The 20,267-nt window shown below is 64.9% G+C and carries 17 protein-coding genes; 12 read left to right on the top strand and 5 right to left on the bottom strand.

The features are described from left to right. Positions 1–214 precede the first annotated feature (214 nt). From P0Y64_15140 to P0Y64_15175, 8 genes are all read left to right on the top strand, one after another. Positions 215–2,191, top strand: a complete 1,977-nt coding sequence (locus P0Y64_15140) for an ATP-binding protein (GenBank protein ID WEK42694.1) — start codon at positions 215–217, stop codon at positions 2,189–2,191. Between the two features lie 53 nt (positions 2,192–2,244). Next, positions 2,245–2,631, top strand: coding sequence for a response regulator (locus tag P0Y64_15145; GenBank protein ID WEK42695.1), 387 nt, complete (start codon positions 2,245–2,247; stop codon positions 2,629–2,631). A 160-nt stretch (positions 2,632–2,791) separates the two neighbouring features. Further along, a complete protein-coding gene (locus tag P0Y64_15150) occupies positions 2,792–3,124 on the top strand; it encodes a hypothetical protein (protein ID WEK42696.1) in 333 nt (110 codons plus the stop codon). Between the two features lie 122 nt (positions 3,125–3,246). Further along, positions 3,247–4,665: an MATE family efflux transporter gene (locus P0Y64_15155; protein WEK42697.1), complete on the top strand. Its 1,419-nt coding sequence runs from the start codon at positions 3,247–3,249 to the stop codon at positions 4,663–4,665. A 125-nt stretch (positions 4,666–4,790) separates the two neighbouring features. Next, positions 4,791–5,078 carry a co-chaperone GroES gene (gene groES, locus P0Y64_15160; GenBank protein WEK42698.1) on the top strand — a complete coding sequence of 96 codons (288 nt, stop codon included), beginning with the start codon at positions 4,791–4,793 and terminating at the stop codon, positions 5,076–5,078. A gap of 50 nt (positions 5,079–5,128) precedes the next feature. Next, entirely contained in the window at positions 5,129–6,766 is a 1,638-nt protein-coding gene (groL, locus tag P0Y64_15165; GenBank protein ID WEK42699.1) for a chaperonin GroEL, read from the top strand. Positions 6,767–6,983: 217 nt separating this feature from the next. Continuing rightward, positions 6,984–7,769, top strand: coding sequence for an ATP-binding cassette domain-containing protein (locus tag P0Y64_15170; protein WEK42700.1), 786 nt, complete (start codon positions 6,984–6,986; stop codon positions 7,767–7,769). Positions 7,770–7,832: 63 nt separating this feature from the next. Next, positions 7,833–8,783: an ATP-binding cassette domain-containing protein gene (locus P0Y64_15175; GenBank protein ID WEK42701.1), complete on the top strand. Its 951-nt coding sequence runs from the start codon at positions 7,833–7,835 to the stop codon at positions 8,781–8,783. Here the strand turns inward: P0Y64_15175 and P0Y64_15180 are convergent. Genes P0Y64_15180 through P0Y64_15200 form a run of 5 tightly spaced genes read right to left on the bottom strand, consistent with a single transcriptional unit; the run spans position 8,780 to position 16,522 of the window. Next, positions 8,780–9,589 (bottom strand): ATP-binding protein, encoded by an 810-nt coding sequence (locus tag P0Y64_15180; protein WEK45072.1) that lies wholly within the window; start codon positions 9,587–9,589, stop codon positions 8,780–8,782. The two genes, P0Y64_15175 and P0Y64_15180, sit on opposite strands and share 4 nt — an antisense overlap. 38 nt (positions 9,590–9,627) lie before the next feature. Further along, entirely contained in the window at positions 9,628–11,742 is a 2,115-nt protein-coding gene (locus P0Y64_15185; protein WEK42702.1) for a tetratricopeptide repeat protein, read from the bottom strand. Further along, a complete protein-coding gene (prsR, locus tag P0Y64_15190) occupies positions 11,735–13,081 on the bottom strand; it encodes a PEP-CTERM-box response regulator transcription factor (GenBank protein WEK42703.1) in 1,347 nt (448 codons plus the stop codon). The genes P0Y64_15185 and prsR overlap by 8 nt, the downstream gene beginning before the upstream one ends. After that, positions 13,078–15,132: a PEP-CTERM system histidine kinase PrsK gene (prsK, locus tag P0Y64_15195; protein ID WEK42704.1), complete on the bottom strand. Its 2,055-nt coding sequence runs from the start codon at positions 15,130–15,132 to the stop codon at positions 13,078–13,080. The genes prsR and prsK overlap by 4 nt, the downstream gene beginning before the upstream one ends. Position 15,133: 1 nt before the next feature. Next, complete coding sequence (locus tag P0Y64_15200; GenBank protein ID WEK42705.1) at positions 15,134–16,522, bottom strand: TIGR03013 family PEP-CTERM/XrtA system glycosyltransferase; 1,389 nt, start codon at positions 16,520–16,522, stop codon at positions 15,134–15,136. A gap of 212 nt (positions 16,523–16,734) precedes the next feature. Between P0Y64_15200 and P0Y64_15205 the strand changes: the two genes are divergently transcribed. The 4 genes from P0Y64_15205 to P0Y64_15220 all read left to right on the top strand — a co-directional run bounded on the left by P0Y64_15205 (position 16,735) and on the right by P0Y64_15220 (position 20,218). Further along, positions 16,735–17,721 carry a sugar phosphate nucleotidyltransferase gene (locus P0Y64_15205; GenBank protein ID WEK45073.1) on the top strand — a complete coding sequence of 329 codons (987 nt, stop codon included), beginning with the start codon at positions 16,735–16,737 and terminating at the stop codon, positions 17,719–17,721. 73 nt (positions 17,722–17,794) lie between these two features. Further along, a complete protein-coding gene (locus P0Y64_15210) occupies positions 17,795–18,094 on the top strand; it encodes a hypothetical protein (protein WEK42706.1) in 300 nt (99 codons plus the stop codon). Between the two features lie 77 nt (positions 18,095–18,171). Further along, a complete protein-coding gene (locus P0Y64_15215) occupies positions 18,172–18,837 on the top strand; it encodes a response regulator transcription factor (protein ID WEK42707.1) in 666 nt (221 codons plus the stop codon). A 10-nt stretch (positions 18,838–18,847) separates the two neighbouring features. Next, entirely contained in the window at positions 18,848–20,218 is a 1,371-nt protein-coding gene (locus P0Y64_15220) for an ATP-binding protein (protein WEK42708.1), read from the top strand. Positions 20,219–20,267 lie beyond the last annotated feature (49 nt).

A 20,267-nucleotide genomic window follows, 5' to 3' on the forward strand; every position in this document is an offset into this window, starting at 1 on the left:
TGCGGCGACGGCCCTTTGGCTCTTGGGAGAAGCCTATAGCCGGATCAACGAGCCGGTGCGCGCGAAGATGCTTCTCGCACAGGCGTTATCAATTGTGCAGACTGTGGAACCCAATTCGGTATTGCACGCCGATATTCTCCTTTCCCAAGGAGGGATCCTTACTGCGACGGGGGACGTCGGCACGGCTCTTGTGGATTTGCAGAAATCGCATGAGATGTTCGCCGAAAATAAGGAAACGCGCAGTCAGGCAAAAGCGCTTATCCTGATCGCGTTGCTATATTATGGCGGGAACGACAACAATACGGCATTGCGTTATTTCGATCAGGCGCGTGAAATATATTCAAAAGATCAAGGGCTGACGCTGGCCATCTATAACGGCAAGGGGAATGCTTTAAAAGAGCTTGAACGATTCGCTGCCGCAGAGCAGCAATATGCGCAGGCGCTTCAGCTTGCCCGAGGCATGTCCAGCGACCTTCTTGTCGCGCAGGTGCTGAGCAATATCGCTCGGGTTCGATTGATGCAGAAGGATCTGCTGCGCGCAGATCAGGCGATCGCGGAAGGACGGACGCTCACGCAGCGAGAAGCAGCCGCGCCTTACCGGCCATTGTTTCAGGTGCTTGGAGCCCAATCAGCGTTTCTGCATCATCGGTTGGAGGCCGCTCGCGTGCTGATCGATGCTCGCTTCCGTGGCGTCGACCTCGATCAGACGGAGCTTAGCGATCGGGACGGTCATGAAATTGCCTATCGCGTTTATAGCGCGCTGGGCGAGGATCGGCTCGCGCTCGACCATCTCGCCGCGCTCAAGCGGCTCGATGATCGCGCGACGGAGCTGGCGCGCTCCAACAGCGCGGCGCTGGCCGGCGCGCGTTTCGATTTCGCCAATCAGGAATTGAGGATCGCCACGCTGAAAGCCAACGATTTGCAGAAATCGGTGGCATTCGAACGCGACAAAGCGCGTACGCAGCGTTTCATATTCATCGGTGCGGGCGCCGCCACTGCACTGATCATTGCGATACTCGCGTTCGGCATCGTTACACTCCGGCGCAGCCGCAATCGCTTGGCGGTCACCAACATCGCGCTCGGCAAGGCGCTGGCCGCGAAGACGGAGTTCCTGGCAACCACGAGCCACGAAATTCGCACGCCGTTGAACGGCATTCTGGGCATGACGCAGGTGATGCTGGCGGACAAGCAACTCGACAGTGCAACGCGCGGTCGCCTTTCGGTGGTCCATGGCGCGGGTGTAAACATGCGTGCGCTGGTCGATGACATTCTTGACGTCGCCAAGATGGAAACCGGGCGCATGACGATCGAGGAGGCGCCGTTCGACCTTTGCGCGACTGTCCGCGACGCCGCCGGAATGTGGGCGGAGCAGGCGCGTGAGAAGGGGCTTTCGTTCGACATCTCGCTCGACGAAGGCCCCGAATGGATTGTCGGCGACACGACCAGACTGCGTCAGATCGTCTTCAATTTGTTGTCAAATGCGGTGAAGTTCACCCATTCCGGTGGAATCACGATCACCACCCGCGTCATCGGCAATCGTTGGACGCTATCGGTTGCGGATACCGGAATCGGTGTCGCGGCGAACAAGCATGAAGAGATTTTCGAAGCCTTCCGTCAGGCCGATGCGGGCACGACGCGGCAATATGGTGGCACGGGGCTCGGTCTCGCCATTTGCCGCAATCTGTCACGCGCGATGGGGGGCGATGTAGCCGTCCAAAGCGAACTCGATCACGGCGCCATCTTTATAATGAATCTTCCGCTGTGCGTGGCGGAGGCTCCCGCGGCGCCGATGGTAAACAGTGCTGAGGGTATCCTCGTGATCGATCGTAGCCCGATCACTCGTGCAATGTTCAAGACGCTGTTCGAGCCACGTGCCGGCTGCGTCGCATTTGCCGGATCGATCAGAGAGGCGCTGGAACTGCTAGCGGACGGCCCACCCGGCACGCTGCTGCTTGACGACGCGACGCTGCGGCTGGTGCCTGATCCCTACGCTGCGATTGCCGATATTCGCGCCGCCGCACCTGAGGCGAGATTCGCTATTCTCGGCCCTGTTTCTCTTCTCGAAGATCGCGAGGCGCTGGAACGCGCGGGCGTCGATCGCGTTATATCCAAGCCAATCGCTAAAGATGCTTTGTTAACCGAACTATTCGATGAACCGAGCGCGAGGCCGCTTGTGTCTGCAGCGGCATAGCGCGATAAAGGTACGGAGATGAAACGACCGCCGCGCGATCCGGGCTCACGGCCATGAATGTCCTTTTTATTGAAGACGACCGGATGAACCGTAGAGTGGTCAACGACATGCTCGAGGTTGCGGGCGCGTCGATGATCGGTGCGGAAAGCGCCGAAGAGGGTCTCGAGATCCTTGATCAGTCCGATTTCGATATCCTGCTGGTTGATCTGCGGATGCCGGGAATGGACGGGATTTCAGCGATTAAGGCTATCAGAGCCCGCAACGACGCCAAGGCTCGCCTGCCCGTGATTGTGGTTACCGCAGATACCGCACCGGATCTTCGCGAACGCTGCCTCGCCGCGGGAGCAGACGACGTGATCTTCAAGCCCGTCGCGATGGACATATTGTTCGAGGCGATGGGTCGTGTGCTCGCCGCCGGCGACGATGGGATGATCGGGTAAGAATCGAGTCCTATTGGGGCGGCGGCTTAGAATGCCCGCACGCGGCGCGGCGCCCCGCAATTCCTCCCAAAGCCTGATTGCGAACGATATGGCGCATTTGGTTGCGCGCGATCCTGCGCCTTTCTAGACCTTGTGCGTCAACTGGCGCGGGAGAAAGCAGATGAGAGCCGCCATCTCGATATTCATGGTCGGCCTGCTCGCGGCCTGTTCACAGGAACCGGAAAATATCGTTGCCAATGAAGCTGTAGCGACGGCGAATTTGCAGGACACGGCCGCGCTCGTCGCCAAGCTGCCACCCGGCCAGCAGCGTGGCGTATTCATGCGCGCGATCCGTGACGCCGGTCTGCCATGCCAGGACGTGACCGATATCACGCGTTTCCCGGACGAGCATGGGAAGAGTAGCTGGCGCGCGGAGTGCAGCGATGGAAGCCAGCATCTGATCGAAATCGGCAAGGGCGGCATGGCCACGGTGATGAGCCGTCCGAACAACTGATCGCGACCTTGCCAGTGTAGCCCGCAAACGGTAGATCGCCGCGCGTCCGTCGGATACCGGCGGCAACGCTGGCGTGCGACCCGGCGCTCATTTTACCTTACGAACCGGCATTCGCACATATCATGACCGCGTCAGACTCCCTTGCGCCGCTTACCGGCTCCGCCCCCACTACGGCGGGCGGGGAGTTTCGCGCGCTCTCGAAGCTCGCTGGGCCGTTGGTCGGCGCCAATCTGCTGCAAATGGCGGTGGCCGCGGTCGATGTGATCTTCGTCGCCCGGCTTGGCACGATCGAACTGGCCGCGGCAACGCTCGGCGTATTCCTGTTCAACGTGCTGATGTACGCCATGATCGGCCTGACAAGTGCCGCCGCGCCGCTGATCGCGGCAGAACTCGGCCGGCGGAAGCATGCGGTGCGCGAGGTGCGGCGCAGTTTCCGCATGGCGATGTGGGTCGGTGCGGCGGGCTGCGCGGTCGTCATGCTGATCCTCGCTCATGGCGAGACGCTGTTGCGGTTCGCGGATCAGGATCCGGAAGTGGCGCGACGTTCGGGCCATTTCCTCGACATCCTGTTGATCGCGATCGTGCCCGGCGTTGCGGCGGGCGTGATGCGCACCACAGCGGCCGCGCTCGGCCGGCCGGGCTGGGCGTTCGCGGTTACCGGCATGGCGTTGCTGCTGAGCATTGCCGCCAATTGGTGCCTGGTTTTCGGCAACGCCGGCTTCCCGCGACTGGGGCTGGAAGGATCGGCGCTGGCCAGCGTCATCAGCCTCTCGGCGATGGCGATCGCCTATTGGTTGATCCTGCACCTCGATCCGAGGCTCCGGCGTTATCGCCTGTTTGGGCGCTGGTGGCGTACCGAATGGTCACGCTTTCGGGAGATCGTTCGGCTGGGCCTGCCGATCGCGCTGACCTGGATGTTCGAGGGCGCGCTGTTTGGCGGCGCGTCGCTCCTGATGGGGTTGCTTGGGGTGGATCAGGTGGCGGCGCATGCCGTTGCGCTCAATATCGCCGCGATCGCCTTTCAGGTGCCTTTCGGCGTCTCTCAGGCGGCGACGATCCGCGTGGGCATGGCATTCGGCGCCGGCGATCCGCGCTGGATCGCGCTGGCGGGGAAGGTGGCGTTGATGCTTGGCATCGGCTTCATGGGCATCAGTGCGATTGCGATGTGGATCGCGCCGCGGCTGTTCGTCAGCGCCTATCTCGACGTCAGCGATCCCGCCAATGCGACGGTCGTAAGCCTTGCGGTGAGCTATCTCGCGGTGGCGGCGGTGTTCCAGCTCGTTGATGGTGCGCAGGCGGTTGCGGCGGGCATATTGCGCGGGCTCCAGGATACGCGGGTGCCGATGCTGGTGGCCCTGTTCGGCTATTGGGTCGTGGGCTTCGGCACGGCGATCGCGCTTGGCTTCTGGACGCCACTTGCCGGGGTTGGTATCTGGATCGGGCTGGCTGCCGGGCTCCTCGCGGTATCGATCCTGCTTACGTGGCGGTGGATCGCGCGTGAGCGATTGGGCCTGACCCGGGCACGAGCCACCGCGAGCTAGGCTTACAAAAATTTGGTGGTGTCGCCATTGACGCTGCACGGGGGCGCCCACATATGCGGAGCGCTGGCACTCGACCCGTTCGAGTGCCAACAATTTGTCACATTACCTTTAGAGAGGGTATAGCAATGAGCTTTCGTCCGTTGCACGACCGCGTTCTCGTTCGCCGCATCGAGGCGGACGCGAAGACGGCCGGCGGGATCATCATCCCCGACACCGCCAAGGAAAAGCCGCAGGAAGGCGAGATCGTCTCCGTCGGCACTGGCGCTAAGGCCGAGGACGGCAAGGTCACGCCGCTGGACGTGAAGGCCGGCGATCGCATCCTGTTCGGCAAATGGTCGGGCACCGAGGTCAAGGTCGATGGCGAAGACCTGCTCATCATGAAGGAAAGCGACATCCTCGGCATCATCGGCTGAGTTTGCCTTCCTCCATCTTCCACATCTGATCTTTTGAAAGGGTAGCCAACATGGCAGCCAAGGACGTGAAATTCGGCCGCGACGCGCGTGAGCGCATCCTGCGCGGCGTCGATATCCTCGCCGATGCGGTGAAGGTCACGCTGGGGCCGAAGGGCCGCAACGTCGTGATCGACAAGTCGTTCGGTGCTCCGCGCATCACCAAGGACGGCGTCACCGTCGCCAAGGAGATCGAGCTCAAGGACAAGTTCGAGAACATGGGCGCGCAGATGGTGCGCGAAGTGGCCTCGAAGACCAACGACATCGCTGGCGACGGCACCACCACCGCGACCGTTCTCGCCCAGGCGATCGTTCGCGAGGGCATGAAGTCGGTTGCGGCCGGCATGAACCCGATGGACCTGAAGCGCGGCATCGACCTCGCCGTCCATAAGGTGATCGACGACGTGAAGGCGCGTTCGAAGGCCGTTTCGGGCTCGAACGAGATCGCCCAGGTCGGCATCATCTCCGCGAACGGCGACAAGGAAGTCGGCGAGAAGATCGCGGAAGCGATGGAGAAGGTCGGCAAGGAAGGCGTCATCACCGTCGAAGAGGCCAAGGGCCTCGAATTCGAGCTGGACGTCGTCGAAGGCATGCAGTTCGACCGCGGCTATCTGTCGCCGTACTTCATCACCAATCCTGAGAAGATGCAGGTCGAACTCGCGGATCCGTATATCCTGATCCATGAGAAGAAGCTGTCGAACCTCCAGTCGATGCTGCCGATCCTCGAAGCGGTCGTTCAGTCGGGTCGCCCGCTCCTGATCATCGCCGAGGATATCGAAGGCGAAGCGCTGGCCACGCTGGTGGTCAACAAGCTGCGCGGCGGCCTGAAGGTCGCGGCAGTCAAGGCGCCGGGCTTCGGCGATCGTCGCAAGGCGATGCTGGAAGACATCGCGATCCTCACCAACGGTGAAGTCGTCAGCGAAGATCTCGGCATCAAGCTCGAAACCGTCACGCTCGGCATGCTCGGCACCGCCAAGCGCGTCACGATCGACAAGGACAACACCACCATCGTCGATGGCGCTGGTGAAGAGGCCGCGATCAAGGGCCGCGTCGAGGCGATCCGTCAGCAGATCGAAGTGACGACCAGCGACTATGATCGTGAGAAGCTCCAGGAGCGTCTCGCGAAGCTCGCCGGTGGCGTTGCCGTGATCAAGGTCGGTGGTGCGACCGAGGTTGAGGTCAAGGAGCGCAAGGATCGCGTTGACGATGCGCTGCACGCGACCCGCGCGGCTGTGGAAGAGGGCATCGTCCCGGGCGGCGGCACTGCGCTGCTCTATGCGACCAAGGCGCTCGACGGCGTCAAGGGCGCGAATGACGACCAGACCCGCGGCATCGACATCGTCCGCAAGTCGCTGACTGCGCTGGTTCGCCAGATCGCAGCCAACGCCGGCCAGGACGGTGCGGTTGTTTCGGGCAAGCTGCTTGACCAGAACGACACCTCGTTCGGCTTCAACGCTTCGACCGACACCTATGAGAACCTGGTGCAGGCCGGCGTGATCGATCCGACCAAGGTGGTTCGCACCGCGCTGCAGAATGCGGCATCGGTTGCCGGTCTCCTCATCACCACCGAGGCGACCGTTTCCGAAATGCCGGAAGACAAGCCCGCAATGCCGGCAATGCCGGGCGGCGGCATGGGCGGGATGGACTTCTGATTTCCGGCCGGGGCAGCGAAAGCTGCCCCGGACAGGAAATCAGAACGGCCGGCGGGTGGGCGCAGCCGACCCGACCGACGGCGCGGATTTGCTCCGCGCCGATACCGTTCCGACCCAAAAAAGATCAGGCCGGGGGCACATGCTCCCGGCCTTTCTTTTTATTCACACGTCCGCACCGGCTTGGCGCAAGGCGTCCATGCCCCTATCTGCCGCCGTCATGGCAGCCCCCATCCTAGCATATGAAGACCTTGGCCTCGTTCAGGGAGCAGGTTGGCTGTTCCGCCACCTCAATCTCTACATCCAGCCGCGCGACCGGCTGGCGCTGATCGGGCGCAATGGTGCGGGCAAGACGACGCTGCTGAAGCTGATCGCCGGCCGCATCGACGCCGATGAGGGCCGGCGCACGATCGTCCCCGGCACCAAGGTGATCCTGCTCGAGCAGGAGCCCGATCTCACCGGCTTTCGCGACGCTCGCCGACTACGTCCTGTCCGCCCCCGACGCGCCCGCCGCATTTCGAGGCGGAGGCGATCGCCGGCCAGCTCGGCATCGATCTCACCCGCGAAAGCGGCGACCGCCAGCGGCGGCGAGCGGCGCCGCGCCGCGATCGTCCGTGCGCTGGCGCAGTCGCCCGACGTGCTGCTGCTCGACGAGCCGACCAACCACCTCGATATCGCCGCGATCGAATGGCTCGAGGACTGGCTCCAGCGCTTCAACGGCGCGTTCGTCGCGATCAGCCACGATCGCACCTTCCTCACCCGGCTGACCAAGCAGACGCTGTGGCTCGATCGCGGCAGCGCTCCGCCGCGCCGAGATCGGCTTCGGCGGCTTCGAGGCGTGGACCGATCAGGTCGCCGCCGAGGAGCAGCGCGCGGCCGAGAAGCTCGACGCCAGGCTCAAGCTCGAGGAGCATTGGCTCCAGCGCGGGGTCACCGGGCCGGCGCCGCCGCAATCAGGGCCGGCTCACCAAGCTCAAGGAGATGCGCGCCGAGCGCGCCGCGATGATGGGGCCGCAGGGCACCGCCGCCCTGGCGATCGGCCGATGACGATGACGCGCGATCGAAGGTGGTGATCGACGCCGAGCACGTCAGCCAAGCCTTCGATGGCGAGCGCCCGATCATCCGCGATTTCACCTTCCGGGTCACCCGCGGCGACCGGATCGGCCTTGTCGGGCGCAACGGTGCGGGCAAATCGACGTTGCTCAAGTTGCTTACCGGCGAACTCGAGCCGGATAGCGGCAGCGTGAAGCTGGCCAAGACGCTTGAGGCGATCGTGATCGATCAGCAGCGCAGCCTGATGGCGCCGGAAAAGCGCGTGCGCGACGTGCTGGCCGACGGCGGTGACTGGATCGAGGTGCTGGGCGTGAAGAAGCACGTCCACGGCTATCTGAAGGAATTCCTGTTCGATCCGTCGATCGCGGAGGCCAAGGTTGGGTCGCTATCCGGCGGCGAGCGATCGCGCGTGCTGCTGGCGCGGGAATTCGCACGGCCGTCGAACCTGCTGGTGCTCGACGAGCCGACCAACGACCTCGATCTCGAAACGCTCGATCTGTTGCAGGAAGTGATCGCGGATTACGATGGCACGGTGCTGATCGTCAGCCACGATCGCGACTTTCTCGATCGCACGGTGACGGTGACGCTGGGGCTCGACGGCAGCGGGCACGTCGATATCGTTGCCGGTGGCTATGAAGAATGGGAGCGTCAGCGACGGCCCGAGGCGAAGAAGGGGGCAGCCAAGGCCGCGAAGGCGCCATCTTCTCCTCCGCCGCCTCCGCGTCCGGCGCGCGCCAAGCTGAGCTACAAGGATCAGCGCGACTACGATCAGCTTCCGACGCGGATCGAGGCGCTGGACGCGCAGATCGCGCGCGATGAGGCGTCGCTCGCCGATCCGGGTCTCTATGCGCGTGACGCGGGTGCCTTCGATCGGCTGACCAAGGCGATAGGGGCGGCCCGCGATGAGAAGGAAACCGCCGAATTGCGCTGGCTGGAATTAGCCGAACAGGTCGAGACGCTAGGCTAAATCGTTTTGCCGGTGCGCCCGGCGAGTTCGGTTACATATTGCCATGCAACGCGGCCCGATCGGCTACCGCGCCGCGTCGCCCATTGAACAGCCTCTGCCGCGTCGAACGGGAGATCATAGCGATCGGCATAACCGCGCACGATCGCGAGATAGTGATCCTGATCGACGACGTGGAAGCCGATGCTCAACCCGAAGCGATCGGCGAGCGCGAGATGATCGTCGACCGAATCGCGTGGATTGATCGCGTTTTCCTGTTCGTGGATATCGCGCGGGATCAGGTGGCGGCGGTTCGAGGTGACCACCAGCCGCGCATTCGCCGGCCGTGCCTCCGCGCCGCCCTCCAGCAATGAGCGGAGCGCGCGAGAGTCTGCGGCCGCGTCAATGCCCAGATCATCGAGGAACAGGACGAAGGCCCGCGACACGTTAGCGATCGTACCGAACAACTCCGGCAAAGTATCGAGCCGATCGGCAGCGACCTCGATCAGCGCCAGCGCGCCGCCCTCCGCCTGGATCGCCGCGACGCTCGCTTTCACCAGCGCGGATTTTCCGGTGCCGCGCGCGCCCCATAACAATACGTCCTGCGCGGCATGGCCGGCGGCGAGCCTTACAAGATTTTCGTGCAGCGATGCCTTTTGCGCGTCGATGCCCTGCAACAGGTCGATCGAGACGGGTGCGAAAGCGCGCGTCGCCACGAGCGTATGTTCGCGCCAGACATAGGCGGCATGTGCAAGCGGATCGGCGGATGCGGGTGGCGGCGGTGCGAGCCGTTCAAGCGCGGCGGCGATGCGGGCGAGGGTGGCTTCCATGCGATCGGCTACCGCAGCCGGGGTGCGCATGCCAAGGGTCAATCAGTGCTGAGCGAACGGTCCAGCGCCAAAGCCTGATCGCGATCCGGAAATGTTCGGTCGCGCAACGCGAGCGCTATCGCCGCTCGTGCGTCTGAAGTGAAACCTGCTTCCGCAAGCGACTGTGCCAGGTGCCAGCGAATGTCAGCGCGGGCTGGCGCGAGCGAAATGGCTTTCCGCAAGAGCGGAAGCGCGCCGGCGGCGTCGCCGTTGCCGTAAATCGCCCAGCCATAAGCATCCGCCGCCGTCGCGTTCATCGGCGCGATCGCATAAGCGCGGCGCCCGTAGCGCAGAGCAGCCGTCGGGTCGTCTGCACCGGCATGAGCGTAAGCGAGTTGGGCGAGCAGCAGCGCGTCGCGTGCACCGATCGTCCGCGTCAGCCCCTCCAGCGTGGCAATCGCTGGCTCCCATCGTTGTGCGGATAGCTGAAGGTTCGCGAGCATTCGCCGCGAGGCGATATCCTCTGGGTTCTGCGCCCTGAACAGAGCCAACGCGCGCGCGCCATCCGTGATCTTGCCTGATTGCGCGGCAGCTTCGACCACACGAAGGAACACCGGCACGTCGAAGCGCAAATTCGCGGCATCGGCATAAGCGTCGAAGGCTGGGGCGTAGCGGCCCGAGATCGACAAGGCGTCGCCCAACAGCAATTGCGCGGCAGGCGCGCCGGGAGAAACGGCCACGAGCGAATGCGCGCGGCTGATCGCGCTTGTTCGATCACCGTCTTCCAGCATGCCGCGAACCAAGGTGACCATTGCGCTGGGATCGTTCGGCGCGTCGCTGGCTTGATTGACGAGCACCGGAACGCTCGCGTCGCTTGCGAAGGGGGCGGGGCGGCCAAGATCCGGGCGCGACGCGCGATCGAGGAACCGCGCTGACCAGTCGCGTTCCCCGGTCGCTTCGAATGCTCGGCCGACCAGCGCAAGGATGTAGCTGTCGGCATCGTCGCGCAACGCGGCAGGGCGGAGCGCGTCGAGAGCGCCAGGCAAATCGCCCGATCGTATCAGCGCCGCGCCGAGCAATCGGCGCGCGACGATGTTCATCGGCTGCCGCCCGACCAGTTCGCGCCAGCGCGCAACGGCTTGCTCATAATCGCCGGCGGCATAAGAGAGCGCACCATCGAGCAGTACCACGCCGGGCACCCCGTCGATCGTGCCGCCAGTCTTGGCAAGCATCGCGCGGGCAAGCTCGATCCGCCCGGCGCGCGCCGCGAGCACCGCCTGAAGATAAAGCGCTTGCGGGCTGCCGGCGCGCGCGACGAGTGCGCGGCGCGTGGCTTCGAGCATTTCGCCATAGCGCCCAAGATCGCCGAGCGTTGCCGCATATTCGATTAGCGCCGGGTGATAATATGCATCTCGTGCAAGCGCCGCGCGGAACCACGGGAGCGCGGCGACAAGGCCGTAGCGGCCGCGTATGATCTCGCCACGAAGTGTCAGCGACGCGGGATCGTTGCGGGCGATCGCAACGGCGCGCTGAGCCGCCGCGTCCGCGCCGGCGACGTCGCCCGCGTCCAGACGAACGCGACCGAGGCTGGTCCAGGCCACGGCGTCATCCGGATGGGTCGCTAACAGTGCATGCAGCGCCTGCGTCGCGGCTTCCGGGTCGCCACTTGCCGCGAGTGCCCGTGCGTGGACGCGCTGCCCCTCGGCGTCGGCCGGGTTCCCAGCGGTTGCGCCTAAGGCACGATCCGTATCGCCCTGCCGGAGCCATGCGTCGGCGAGCAGCGGACGGACGATATCTCGCGCCACGCCAGCGCGCAGGGCTCGATTGAGCGCGCCTTCCGCCGGTTCGCCGTCACCAAGCGCCAGATCTGCGCGTGCGAGCAGCAGCAGCGCATCGGGCAGGCGGGGTGATACCGAAATCGCGGCCTCCGCGTGGCGACGGGCCGCGCTGTAGTTTCCGGCGGCGAGGGCGGTGGCGGCGGCTTTCGTTTCGACTTGCGGATCAGGCGCGGCTGCCTCGCGCGCGATGGCGACGATGCCGAAGACGACCGCCGCGCTACCGATCGCCACCGTGACGAGCCGGACGAGGCGAGACCATGCCGACCGGCGCGTGCGATGTCGCCGCGATCGCCGTTTCATGCGTAGCAATGGGTAGGTCGCCGGGTCTTCAATCATTCAGATTGTAGCCCTTGAGGAGATCGTAGAGCGTCGGGCGGCTGATCCCGAGCAGTCGCGCGGTGTTCGAGATATTGCCGTCCGCGCGGGCGAGCGCACGGCGGATCGCGGTGCGGTCCGCCGTCTCGCGGACGGCGCGCAGGTTGATCGGTGCGTCATCCGGCTCGGCGAGATCGAGGTCGCCGGCGGTGACGAGCTTGCCGTCCGCCATGATTACCGCGCGCTTCACGCGGTTCTCGAGTTCTCGGACATTGCCGGGCCAGCCCCAGGCATCGATCGCGGCGCGCGCGTCCGCTGCGAGGCCGGTCACCGCCGGGTTCATCGTCTTGGCGTATTTCGTGACGAAATGGCGCGCGAGCAGCGCTGCGTCGCCAACGCGCTCGGCGAGGGCGGGAATGCGGATGACGATTTCTGCGAGACGATAATAGAGATCCTCGCGGAAGCTGCCATCCGCCACCATCGCGTCGATATCGCGATGCGTGGCGCAGACGATGCGCGTATCGACCGTGATCGCGCGGCGCCCCCCGATGCGCTCGATCGTGCGTTCCTGAAGGAAACGCAGCAGCTTGACCTGAAGCGGCAGGGGAACGTCGCCGATTTCATCGAGGAACAGCGTGCCGCCATGGGCCTGTTCTATCTTGCCCTCGGTGGTTTTCACCGCGCCGGTGAAGGCACCTTTTTCGTGCCCGAACAGCTCGCTTTCCAGCAGGGTTTCGGGGATTGCGGCGCAGTTGATCGCGACGAAGGCGCCGTCGCGGCGGGGCGACGCATCGTGCAGACCGCGGGCGAGCAGCTCCTTGCCGGTGCCGCTCGCGCCGAGCAGCATGACCGACACATCCGCCGGCGCGACGCGCTCGATCGTGCGGGTGACCTTGAGCATTTCGGGCGCGGCGGTGATCAGGCCGGCCATCGCCGCACCATTGACACTTGCCGCCAAGCGGCGATTTTCTGCTTCCAGTTCATGCACATGGAAGGCGCGGGCGACGATCAGGCCGAGCGCATCGATATCGATGGGCTTTTGATAGAAATCCCATGCCCCGTCGGCGATGGCGCGCAAGGCACTTTCGCGGGCACCGTGACCCGATGCGACGATCACCTTTGTATCAGGTTTGAGCGCGAGAATCTCCATCAACGTGGCGAAGCCCTCGGCGGTGCCATCCGGGTCTGGCGGCAGCCCGAGATCGAGCGTCACCACCGCCGGCTCATGCAACCGGAACGCCTCCATCGCCGCCGGACGATCACCCGCGACGATCACTTCATAGCCCTCATAGGCCCAGCGCAACTGGCGCTGGAGACCAAGATCATCCTCGACAATCAACAGCTTGGGACGATCACTCATGCTGCCTGCTCCAATTCGTCCGCCGCGCGCAACGTGACGCGGAAGCGCGTTCCTTCTCCCGGCCGGCTATCCACCGAGACCGTGCCGCCCATCGCCTCGGCAAGCTGGCGCGCCTCGAACGCGCCGAGGCCAAACCCGCCCTCCTTGCTGGAGACGAAGGGCTTGAACAGCTGATCCCGCATGAAGGCGGGGGACATGCCGCAGCCGGCATCGATCACCTCGACCGCAACCTTCCGCGATTCCGGCAAAGCGACGATGTTGAGGGTTACGGGCACGCTCGCGGCGCTTGCCTCGATCGCGTTCTGGACGAGGTGGCCTAGCAATGTCTCCAGCCCGGCCGCATCCGCCACCGCCGCCGCATTCGCGATACCAGTCACGGCAACCGGATGCTGCGCCCGCCTGGCCGCCGCGATCCGCTCCGCTAGCGGATGCAACGGCACCGCGCGCAACACCTCGCCGCGCCCGCCATGATGCTGTGACAGCCGCGCGAGCAGCTTGTTCATCCGCTGCGAGGAATCACGCAGCGTTTCCACCATGTCGGCGCGGAAAGCGGGATTATCCGCATGACGCTCCGCGTTGCGGGCAAGGAGGGTTAGCTGGCTCACCAGATTTTTCAGATCATGCATGATGAAGGCGAAGCGGCGATTGAACTCATCGAAACGCCGCCCATCGGCCAGCGCATCGTGCGCGCGATCCTCCGCCAGATAGCTCGCGACCTGTCGCCCGGCGACGCCGAGCAAATCGAAATCCTCCCAGTCCAGCGCGCGATCGAGCGGTGGCCGCCCAAGCACGAGCGCGCCGGTGAGCTGATCGAAATGGACGAGCGGCACGATCGCCCACGCGTCCGCGCGCTCCAGCAGCCACGCCGGGGTGGCGCCTTGATCCGCCGCGATCGACGTGCCGGCGCGGACCGCATCCAGCTCGACGATGCGATGCGTCGCCGCGAGGTGCGCATGGAGCGCGGCATTGGCATCGGCGGGCTCGCCGTCGTCGCCGGTCCAGTTCCATCCCGCGCCGCGCTCCAGCGCGCCATCACGCGCGACGAGCAGCAGCCCGGCGGGTGAATCCGTCACGTCCGCCACCGCCTTCACCACCCGCACCGCGAGCGGCGCGGCACTGTCTCCGGGCGAGCCGAGCGTTTCGTTGAAACGCAGCCATTCGGCGCGATAATCATAGCGATGCGTGAAGAGATGCTTCGCGACCAGCACCTTGGCGGAGGCGCGCAGCCATGGCGTCGAGACGATGGTGAGTAGCGCGGCGGCGGTGCCGAAGACGAACACCGTCTGCGCCATCCGCGCGCGATCGCCGCCCACCTCCGCAAGGAAGCTCGCCGCCAGTCCGGTGATCGCGATATAGGCGCCGATCAGCAGCACGGAGAGCAGGCCGAAGGCGAGACGGCGCGAAACCTGAAGCGACCATTCGCCCTCGCGTTGCAGCGCCAGGCCGAACAACGGCGCAACCGCGACCATGCCGACCCCGCGTACCGCGCTCAGATCGCTCGCCCATTGCCGGTTCGTCCAATTGTTGACGAGCAACAGCAGATCGAGCGCGAAGATCACCGCCAGCGCCAGCACCACGATGCGCACGTCGCCGCGCACGGTGGTCGCCTGTACGCGGTAAAGCAGCAGCAGCGCGGTGATCGCGCCCAGCATCCGCAACACCAGCCGCACCGGCGCGATGATGGTGGTCGCGTCATTCTGCCCGACCGCCGTTTCCGCGACCGCCAGCACGATCACGACCGTGCCGACCAGCGCACAGGCGGCATAGACCGCGGCGAGCCCGCGATGGCTCACCTCGCGCGATTCCTGCCGCATCAGCGCGAACATGAACGCGAGCCATGCGAGCGTGCGTGCACCTTCGGTCAGCCGCGTGGCAACATCGGTCGATCCGATCCCCGCGACCGCCAGCGCCCAAAGCGCGGTCGCGCCGAGCGCGATTACCAGCGTGCTATGGGGCAGACCGCCGTGACGATGCCGCAACTGCCCGAGCGCGAGCGCGCCGAACAGCAGCGCGGCGAGCGCATAACTCCACAGGGTTATCGAGGCCGGCATATCACCGCGCGCCGACGGGCCAGAGCACCACCCGCAAGGTTTGCAACAGGATCAGCAGATCGAGGAACGGCGAGTAATTCTTGGCGTAATAAAGATCATATTCCAGCTTGTGGCGGGCATCGTCGATCGATGCGCCATAGGGATAATTGATCTGCGCCCAGCCCGTGATGCCGGGCTTCACCATATGCCGTTCGGCATAATATGGCAGTTCGCGTTCGAGATCGGCGACGAATTGCGGGCGTTCGGGGCGCGGGCCGACGAAGCTCATCTCGCCTTTCAGCACGCTCCAGCATTGCGGCAGCTCGTCGATGCGAACCTTGCGGATGAAGCGGCCGATGCGGGTGACGCGCGGATCCTGCTCCGCCGCCCAGACGGCCTTGCCGGCAACTTCTGCATCCTGTCGCATCGAGCGCAGCTTCGGGATGTCGAACGGCTCGTTGAACAGCCCGACGCGGCGCTGGCGATAGAAAGCGGGGCCCTTGCTCTCCAGCTTGATCGCGATCGCGGTGAGCAGGATCACCGGCATCGCGAGGACGAGCAGCAACAGGCTGACGATCACATCGAACGCGCGCTTGGTGATCGCCGTCAGCATCCGCCCGGACGAAAATCCGTCGGAGAAGATCAGCGAAGAGGGGTTCACCGTCCGCAGATCGATCCGCCCGGTCTCACGCTCCAGAAAGGAGGAAAATTCGTTGACCTGCACGCCGGTCGTCTTGACCCGCAGCAAATCCTTTAGCGGCAGGGCGTTGCGGCGCTCCTCGATCGCCAGCACCACTTCGGACGCGCGGTGCAGCACGACGTGGTCGGCGAGGTTGAAAATCGCATCGCGCGCGATCGCATCGGGCACCATCGGCTCGGGCTCGCCCATCGCGACATAGCTGACGATGACGAAGCTCGATCCTGGCATCCTTTCGAGCGTCGCCAGCCGCGCGGCGCGCCCGCCCGCGCCCAGCACGATGACGCGGCGCTTGAAACGCTCCCCGCCGAGCAGGCCGCCGAACAAAAAGCGCACCAGCACCAGCCCGGCGATCGCGAACAGCATCGCGTAGAACAGGTTCGATCGCCAGAACGTCAGCGACGGCAGCATGAAGAACAGGACGGAGAGGAACAATACGCCCAGCGCCACCGCCACCATCAGCCGCATCGCGGCCTGACGGATCGAGATGAGCACGTCGGTCTGATAGGCGCCGACCGCGACCATCGCGATCATCAACGCGGCGGAAAAGGTCGCGAGCTGGGGCAGGCGGGTCCAGATCGGCGCGACCTCCATGCCGATCTGGCGCGCACGCAGCACCCATCCCGCTTCCGCCGCGCTCATCAGCAGCAACAGATCGAGCACGCCAAGCAGCAGCACCGCATTGGGTACGTAATGCTTGAAAACCCTGATCATTTTATCGCCATCCGATCGCGTGTGTAAGCTTCTCCGACACCTGATCGCAGGAATTGGCAAAGAAAGGCTGAAGGCCGGGCTCGGATCGAAACATTGCCGTGCGCATTCGTCCTTGCGATGAAGGATTTTGAAGTATGGAGAGACGGATGACCGCTGCCTCGCTGATCGTTCCCGTAATTCTGTCCGGTGGCGCGGGATCGCGGCTATGGCCGATGTCGCGGCCCGAATTGCCCAAACAGATGCTCGCGCTGACCGCGCGGCAAACCATGCTCCAGCTCACCGCCAGCCGCGCACGGGGCGATCGGTTCGCGCCGCCGGTGGTGGTCGCCAGCGCACAGCATGCCGAACTTGTCGAGCAGCAGCTCGAGGCGGTGGGGGTGCCGGCGCAGACGTTGATCCTCGAACCGGCCGGCCGCAACACCGCGCCTGCCATCGCGCTGGCGGCGCTGGCGATGGAGGACCGGACGGCGCCGTTGCTCGTCATGCCGTCCGATCACGTCATCGCCGATGTCCCGGCCTTCCATGCGGCGATCAACGCCGCGATGCCGCTGGTGCGCGACGGGTGGCTCGTCACCTTCGGCATCACGCCGGACGCGCCGGAGACGGGATATGGCTATATCCGCGAAGGCGAGGAGATCGTGCCGGGCGTGCATCGCGTCGAGCGGTTCGTCGAAAAGCCGCCGCTCGACGCCGCCGAGGCGATGCTGGCGGCTGGGGGGCATGTGTGGAACGGCGGCATCTTCCTGTTCCGCGCCGATGCCTATCTCGACGCGCTGAACACCTATGAGCCGGCGATGGTGGAGGCCATGACCCGCGCCATGGCGGGCGCGACGCGCGATGGCGCGCGGGTGATGCCCGATGCCGAGGCCTTCGCGAGCGCCACCAGCCGCTCGATCGACTATGCGGTGATGGAGCGCGCGGATCGGGTCGCGGTGGCGCCGGTGGCGATGGGGTGGAACGACGTTGGCAGCTGGGACGCGCTCCACGCGATCAGCTCGCGAGACGATGACGGCAATGTCATCCACGGCGAGGTGATCGCGCTCGATACCAACAATTGCCTGGTCCGCAGCGATGGTGCACGGGTTGCAATGATCGGGGTGAGCGATCTGATCGTCGTGGCGAGCGGGGACGATATCCTGATCCTGCCGCGCGGAAGGGGGCAGGATGTGAAGAAGTTGCTGGAGGCGATGAAGAGGTGAGCGGTTTTCGTTGCGCGGCCGGCGCACATGTTCACAGGCTGTTCAACCCTTCGCCCGTATCCCCGCCGGTGAAATGAGGATCGGGACCGCTTCGTCATTATTGTTGCTCGCCGCGTCTCCGGCGCTCGCCACGCCGCCGGATCAGGGCCGCGAGGCGAGTGCGGCGTGGGCGGCGACGCGTGACGGAAAAATTCTGCCGCTCAAGGAGATAGAGCGCCGCGTCGTGCCGACGATGAAGGGCGCGCAATATATCGGTTTCGATCTGGAATTGCCGAGCGGGGTCTATACGCTGAAGTTCCTGCGCGACGGCACGGTGATCTGGGTCGACGTCGATGGCCGCACCGGACAGGTAATCGGCCGGACCGGGCGCTGATTCAGCAACCCGACAGGTCAATTCCATCAGACGCGCTTCGGTGTTAACGCCGACGGCGGAACCCAAAGGGAGACAACATGCGCGTCCTGATCGTCGAAGACGAGCCGAACCTCGGCCAGCAGCTCAAGAGCACGCTGGAGGGAGCCGGCTATGCGATCGACCTCGCCACCGATGGCGAGGAGGGGCATTTCCTCGGCTCGACCGAAAGCTATGATGCGATCGTGCTCGATCTGGGCCTGCCGGAGATCGACGGGCTGACCGTGCTCGATCGCTGGCGCAAGGAGGGCAAGACGACCCCCGTGCTGGTGCTCACCGCGCGCGACAGCTGGTCCGACAAGGTGGCCGGGCTGGATGCGGGGGCGGACGATTATGTCGCCAAGCCGTTCCAGACCGAGGAGCTGATCGCCCGCCTGCGCGCGCTGATCCGCCGCGCATCCGGCAATGCCTCGTCCGAGCTGACCGCCGGCGATGTCCGTCTCGATACCCGTTCGGGCAAGGTGACCCGTGCCGGCGAGCCGGTGAAGTTGACCGCGCAGGAATATAAATTGCTGAGCTATCTGCTCCATCACAAGGGCAAGGTGGTGAGCCGTACCGAGCTGATCGAACATATTTACGATCAGGATTTCGATCGTGATTCCAATACGATCGAGGTGTTCGTCACGCGCATCCGCAAGAAGCTGGGGCAGGACGTGATCACCACGATTCGCGGGCTGGGCTACAGTCTGGAAGATCCGGCCGGCTGAGCCATCGCCGATGACCGCCGCGATACAGGACAATACGCGGCCGATCCGCCGGATCGGATCGCTTTCGCGGCGGATGATCCTGATCGCGGCGGCGTGGATTCTGCTGCTGCTCGCGGGCGGCGGGCTGGCGCTCGATCGCGTGCTGGTCAGCGCCGTTACGCGGAATTTCGACGATCAGCTCGAATATGTCCTCCAATCGCTGCTGGTTTCGGCCGAAATCGGCCCCGACGGCGAAGTGATCTTCAACCGCGAACCCGCCGATCAGCGCTTTCTGGAGCCCTATTCCGGGCTTTACTGGCAGGTTTCGGCACGCGGTCGCGAGCCGTTTCCCTCACGCTCGCTGTGGGATCGCCAGCTTTCCTATGGCGCGAACCATAATGATCGCAGCGTCCATATCTATGACAGCGATCAGTTCCACGACGAGAAATTGCGGGTGGTGGAGCGTGATGTGACGCTGCCGCGATCGCAGGTGCGCTGGCGATTCCAGGTGGCGCAAAGCCGCAGCGGGCTGGACGCCCAGATCGACGTGTTGCGACGCACGCTGATCCGCAGCTTCCTGTTGCTCGGGCTCGGCCTGATCGTGCTCGCGGCGCTCCAGACCTTTTACGGGCTGCTTCCGCTGCGCAAGCTGCGGCTGGAGATCGCCAAGCTGCGGGGCGGCAAGACCAACCGGGTTTCGGGCAATATGCCGATCGAAGTCGCGCCGCTGGTGGAAGAACTCAACGCGCTGGTGGCGCATAACGAGGTGCAGGCGGAAGAAGCGCGGCGCCATGCCGGCAACCTCGCCCATGCGCTCAAGACGCCGCTCACGGTAATCATGAACGCGGCCACCGCCAATTCGAATGACCTTTCCGAAACCGTGGTGCGCGAGGCGCGCACGATGCGGCGGCAGGTGGATCACCATCTCGCGCGCGCGCGCGCCGTCGGACGGCGCGGATCGGCGCACAGCCGGGCCAGGGTGTGGGAATCGATCGAATCGGTCGAGCGCGCGGTGCAGCGGCTCTATCCGCACGTCCGCATCGACATGGATGGCGAAAAGGAGCTGGTCGCTCATATCGAGCGGCAGGATCTCGACGAGATCATCGGCAATCTGGTGGAGAATGCCGCGAAATACGGCGGCGGCAGCGTGTTCGTGACGGTGACCGCGCATTCCGGCTTCGTCGAGGTTCTGGTGGAAGACGATGGCACCGGCATCCCGGAACAGGAGCGGGTGCGCATCTTCGATCGCGGCGCGCGGCTCGACACCGGCAAGCCGGGCACCGGGCTTGGCCTAGCGATCGTGCGCGACGTGGCCGAAATCTACGAAGGCACCGTGCGGCTGGAGGAGAGCGAGGATCTCGGCGGCCTGCTCGTGCGGCTGCGGCTGCCAATGGCCCAATGATTACCACGCGTTAACGCATCCACGGCCCGGCGTTAATATTTCGGAAGCC

The sequence above is a fragment of the Candidatus Sphingomonas colombiensis genome (genome assembly GCA_029202845.1).
GTDB lineage: Bacteria > Pseudomonadota > Alphaproteobacteria > Sphingomonadales > Sphingomonadaceae > Sphingomonas > Sphingomonas colombiensis.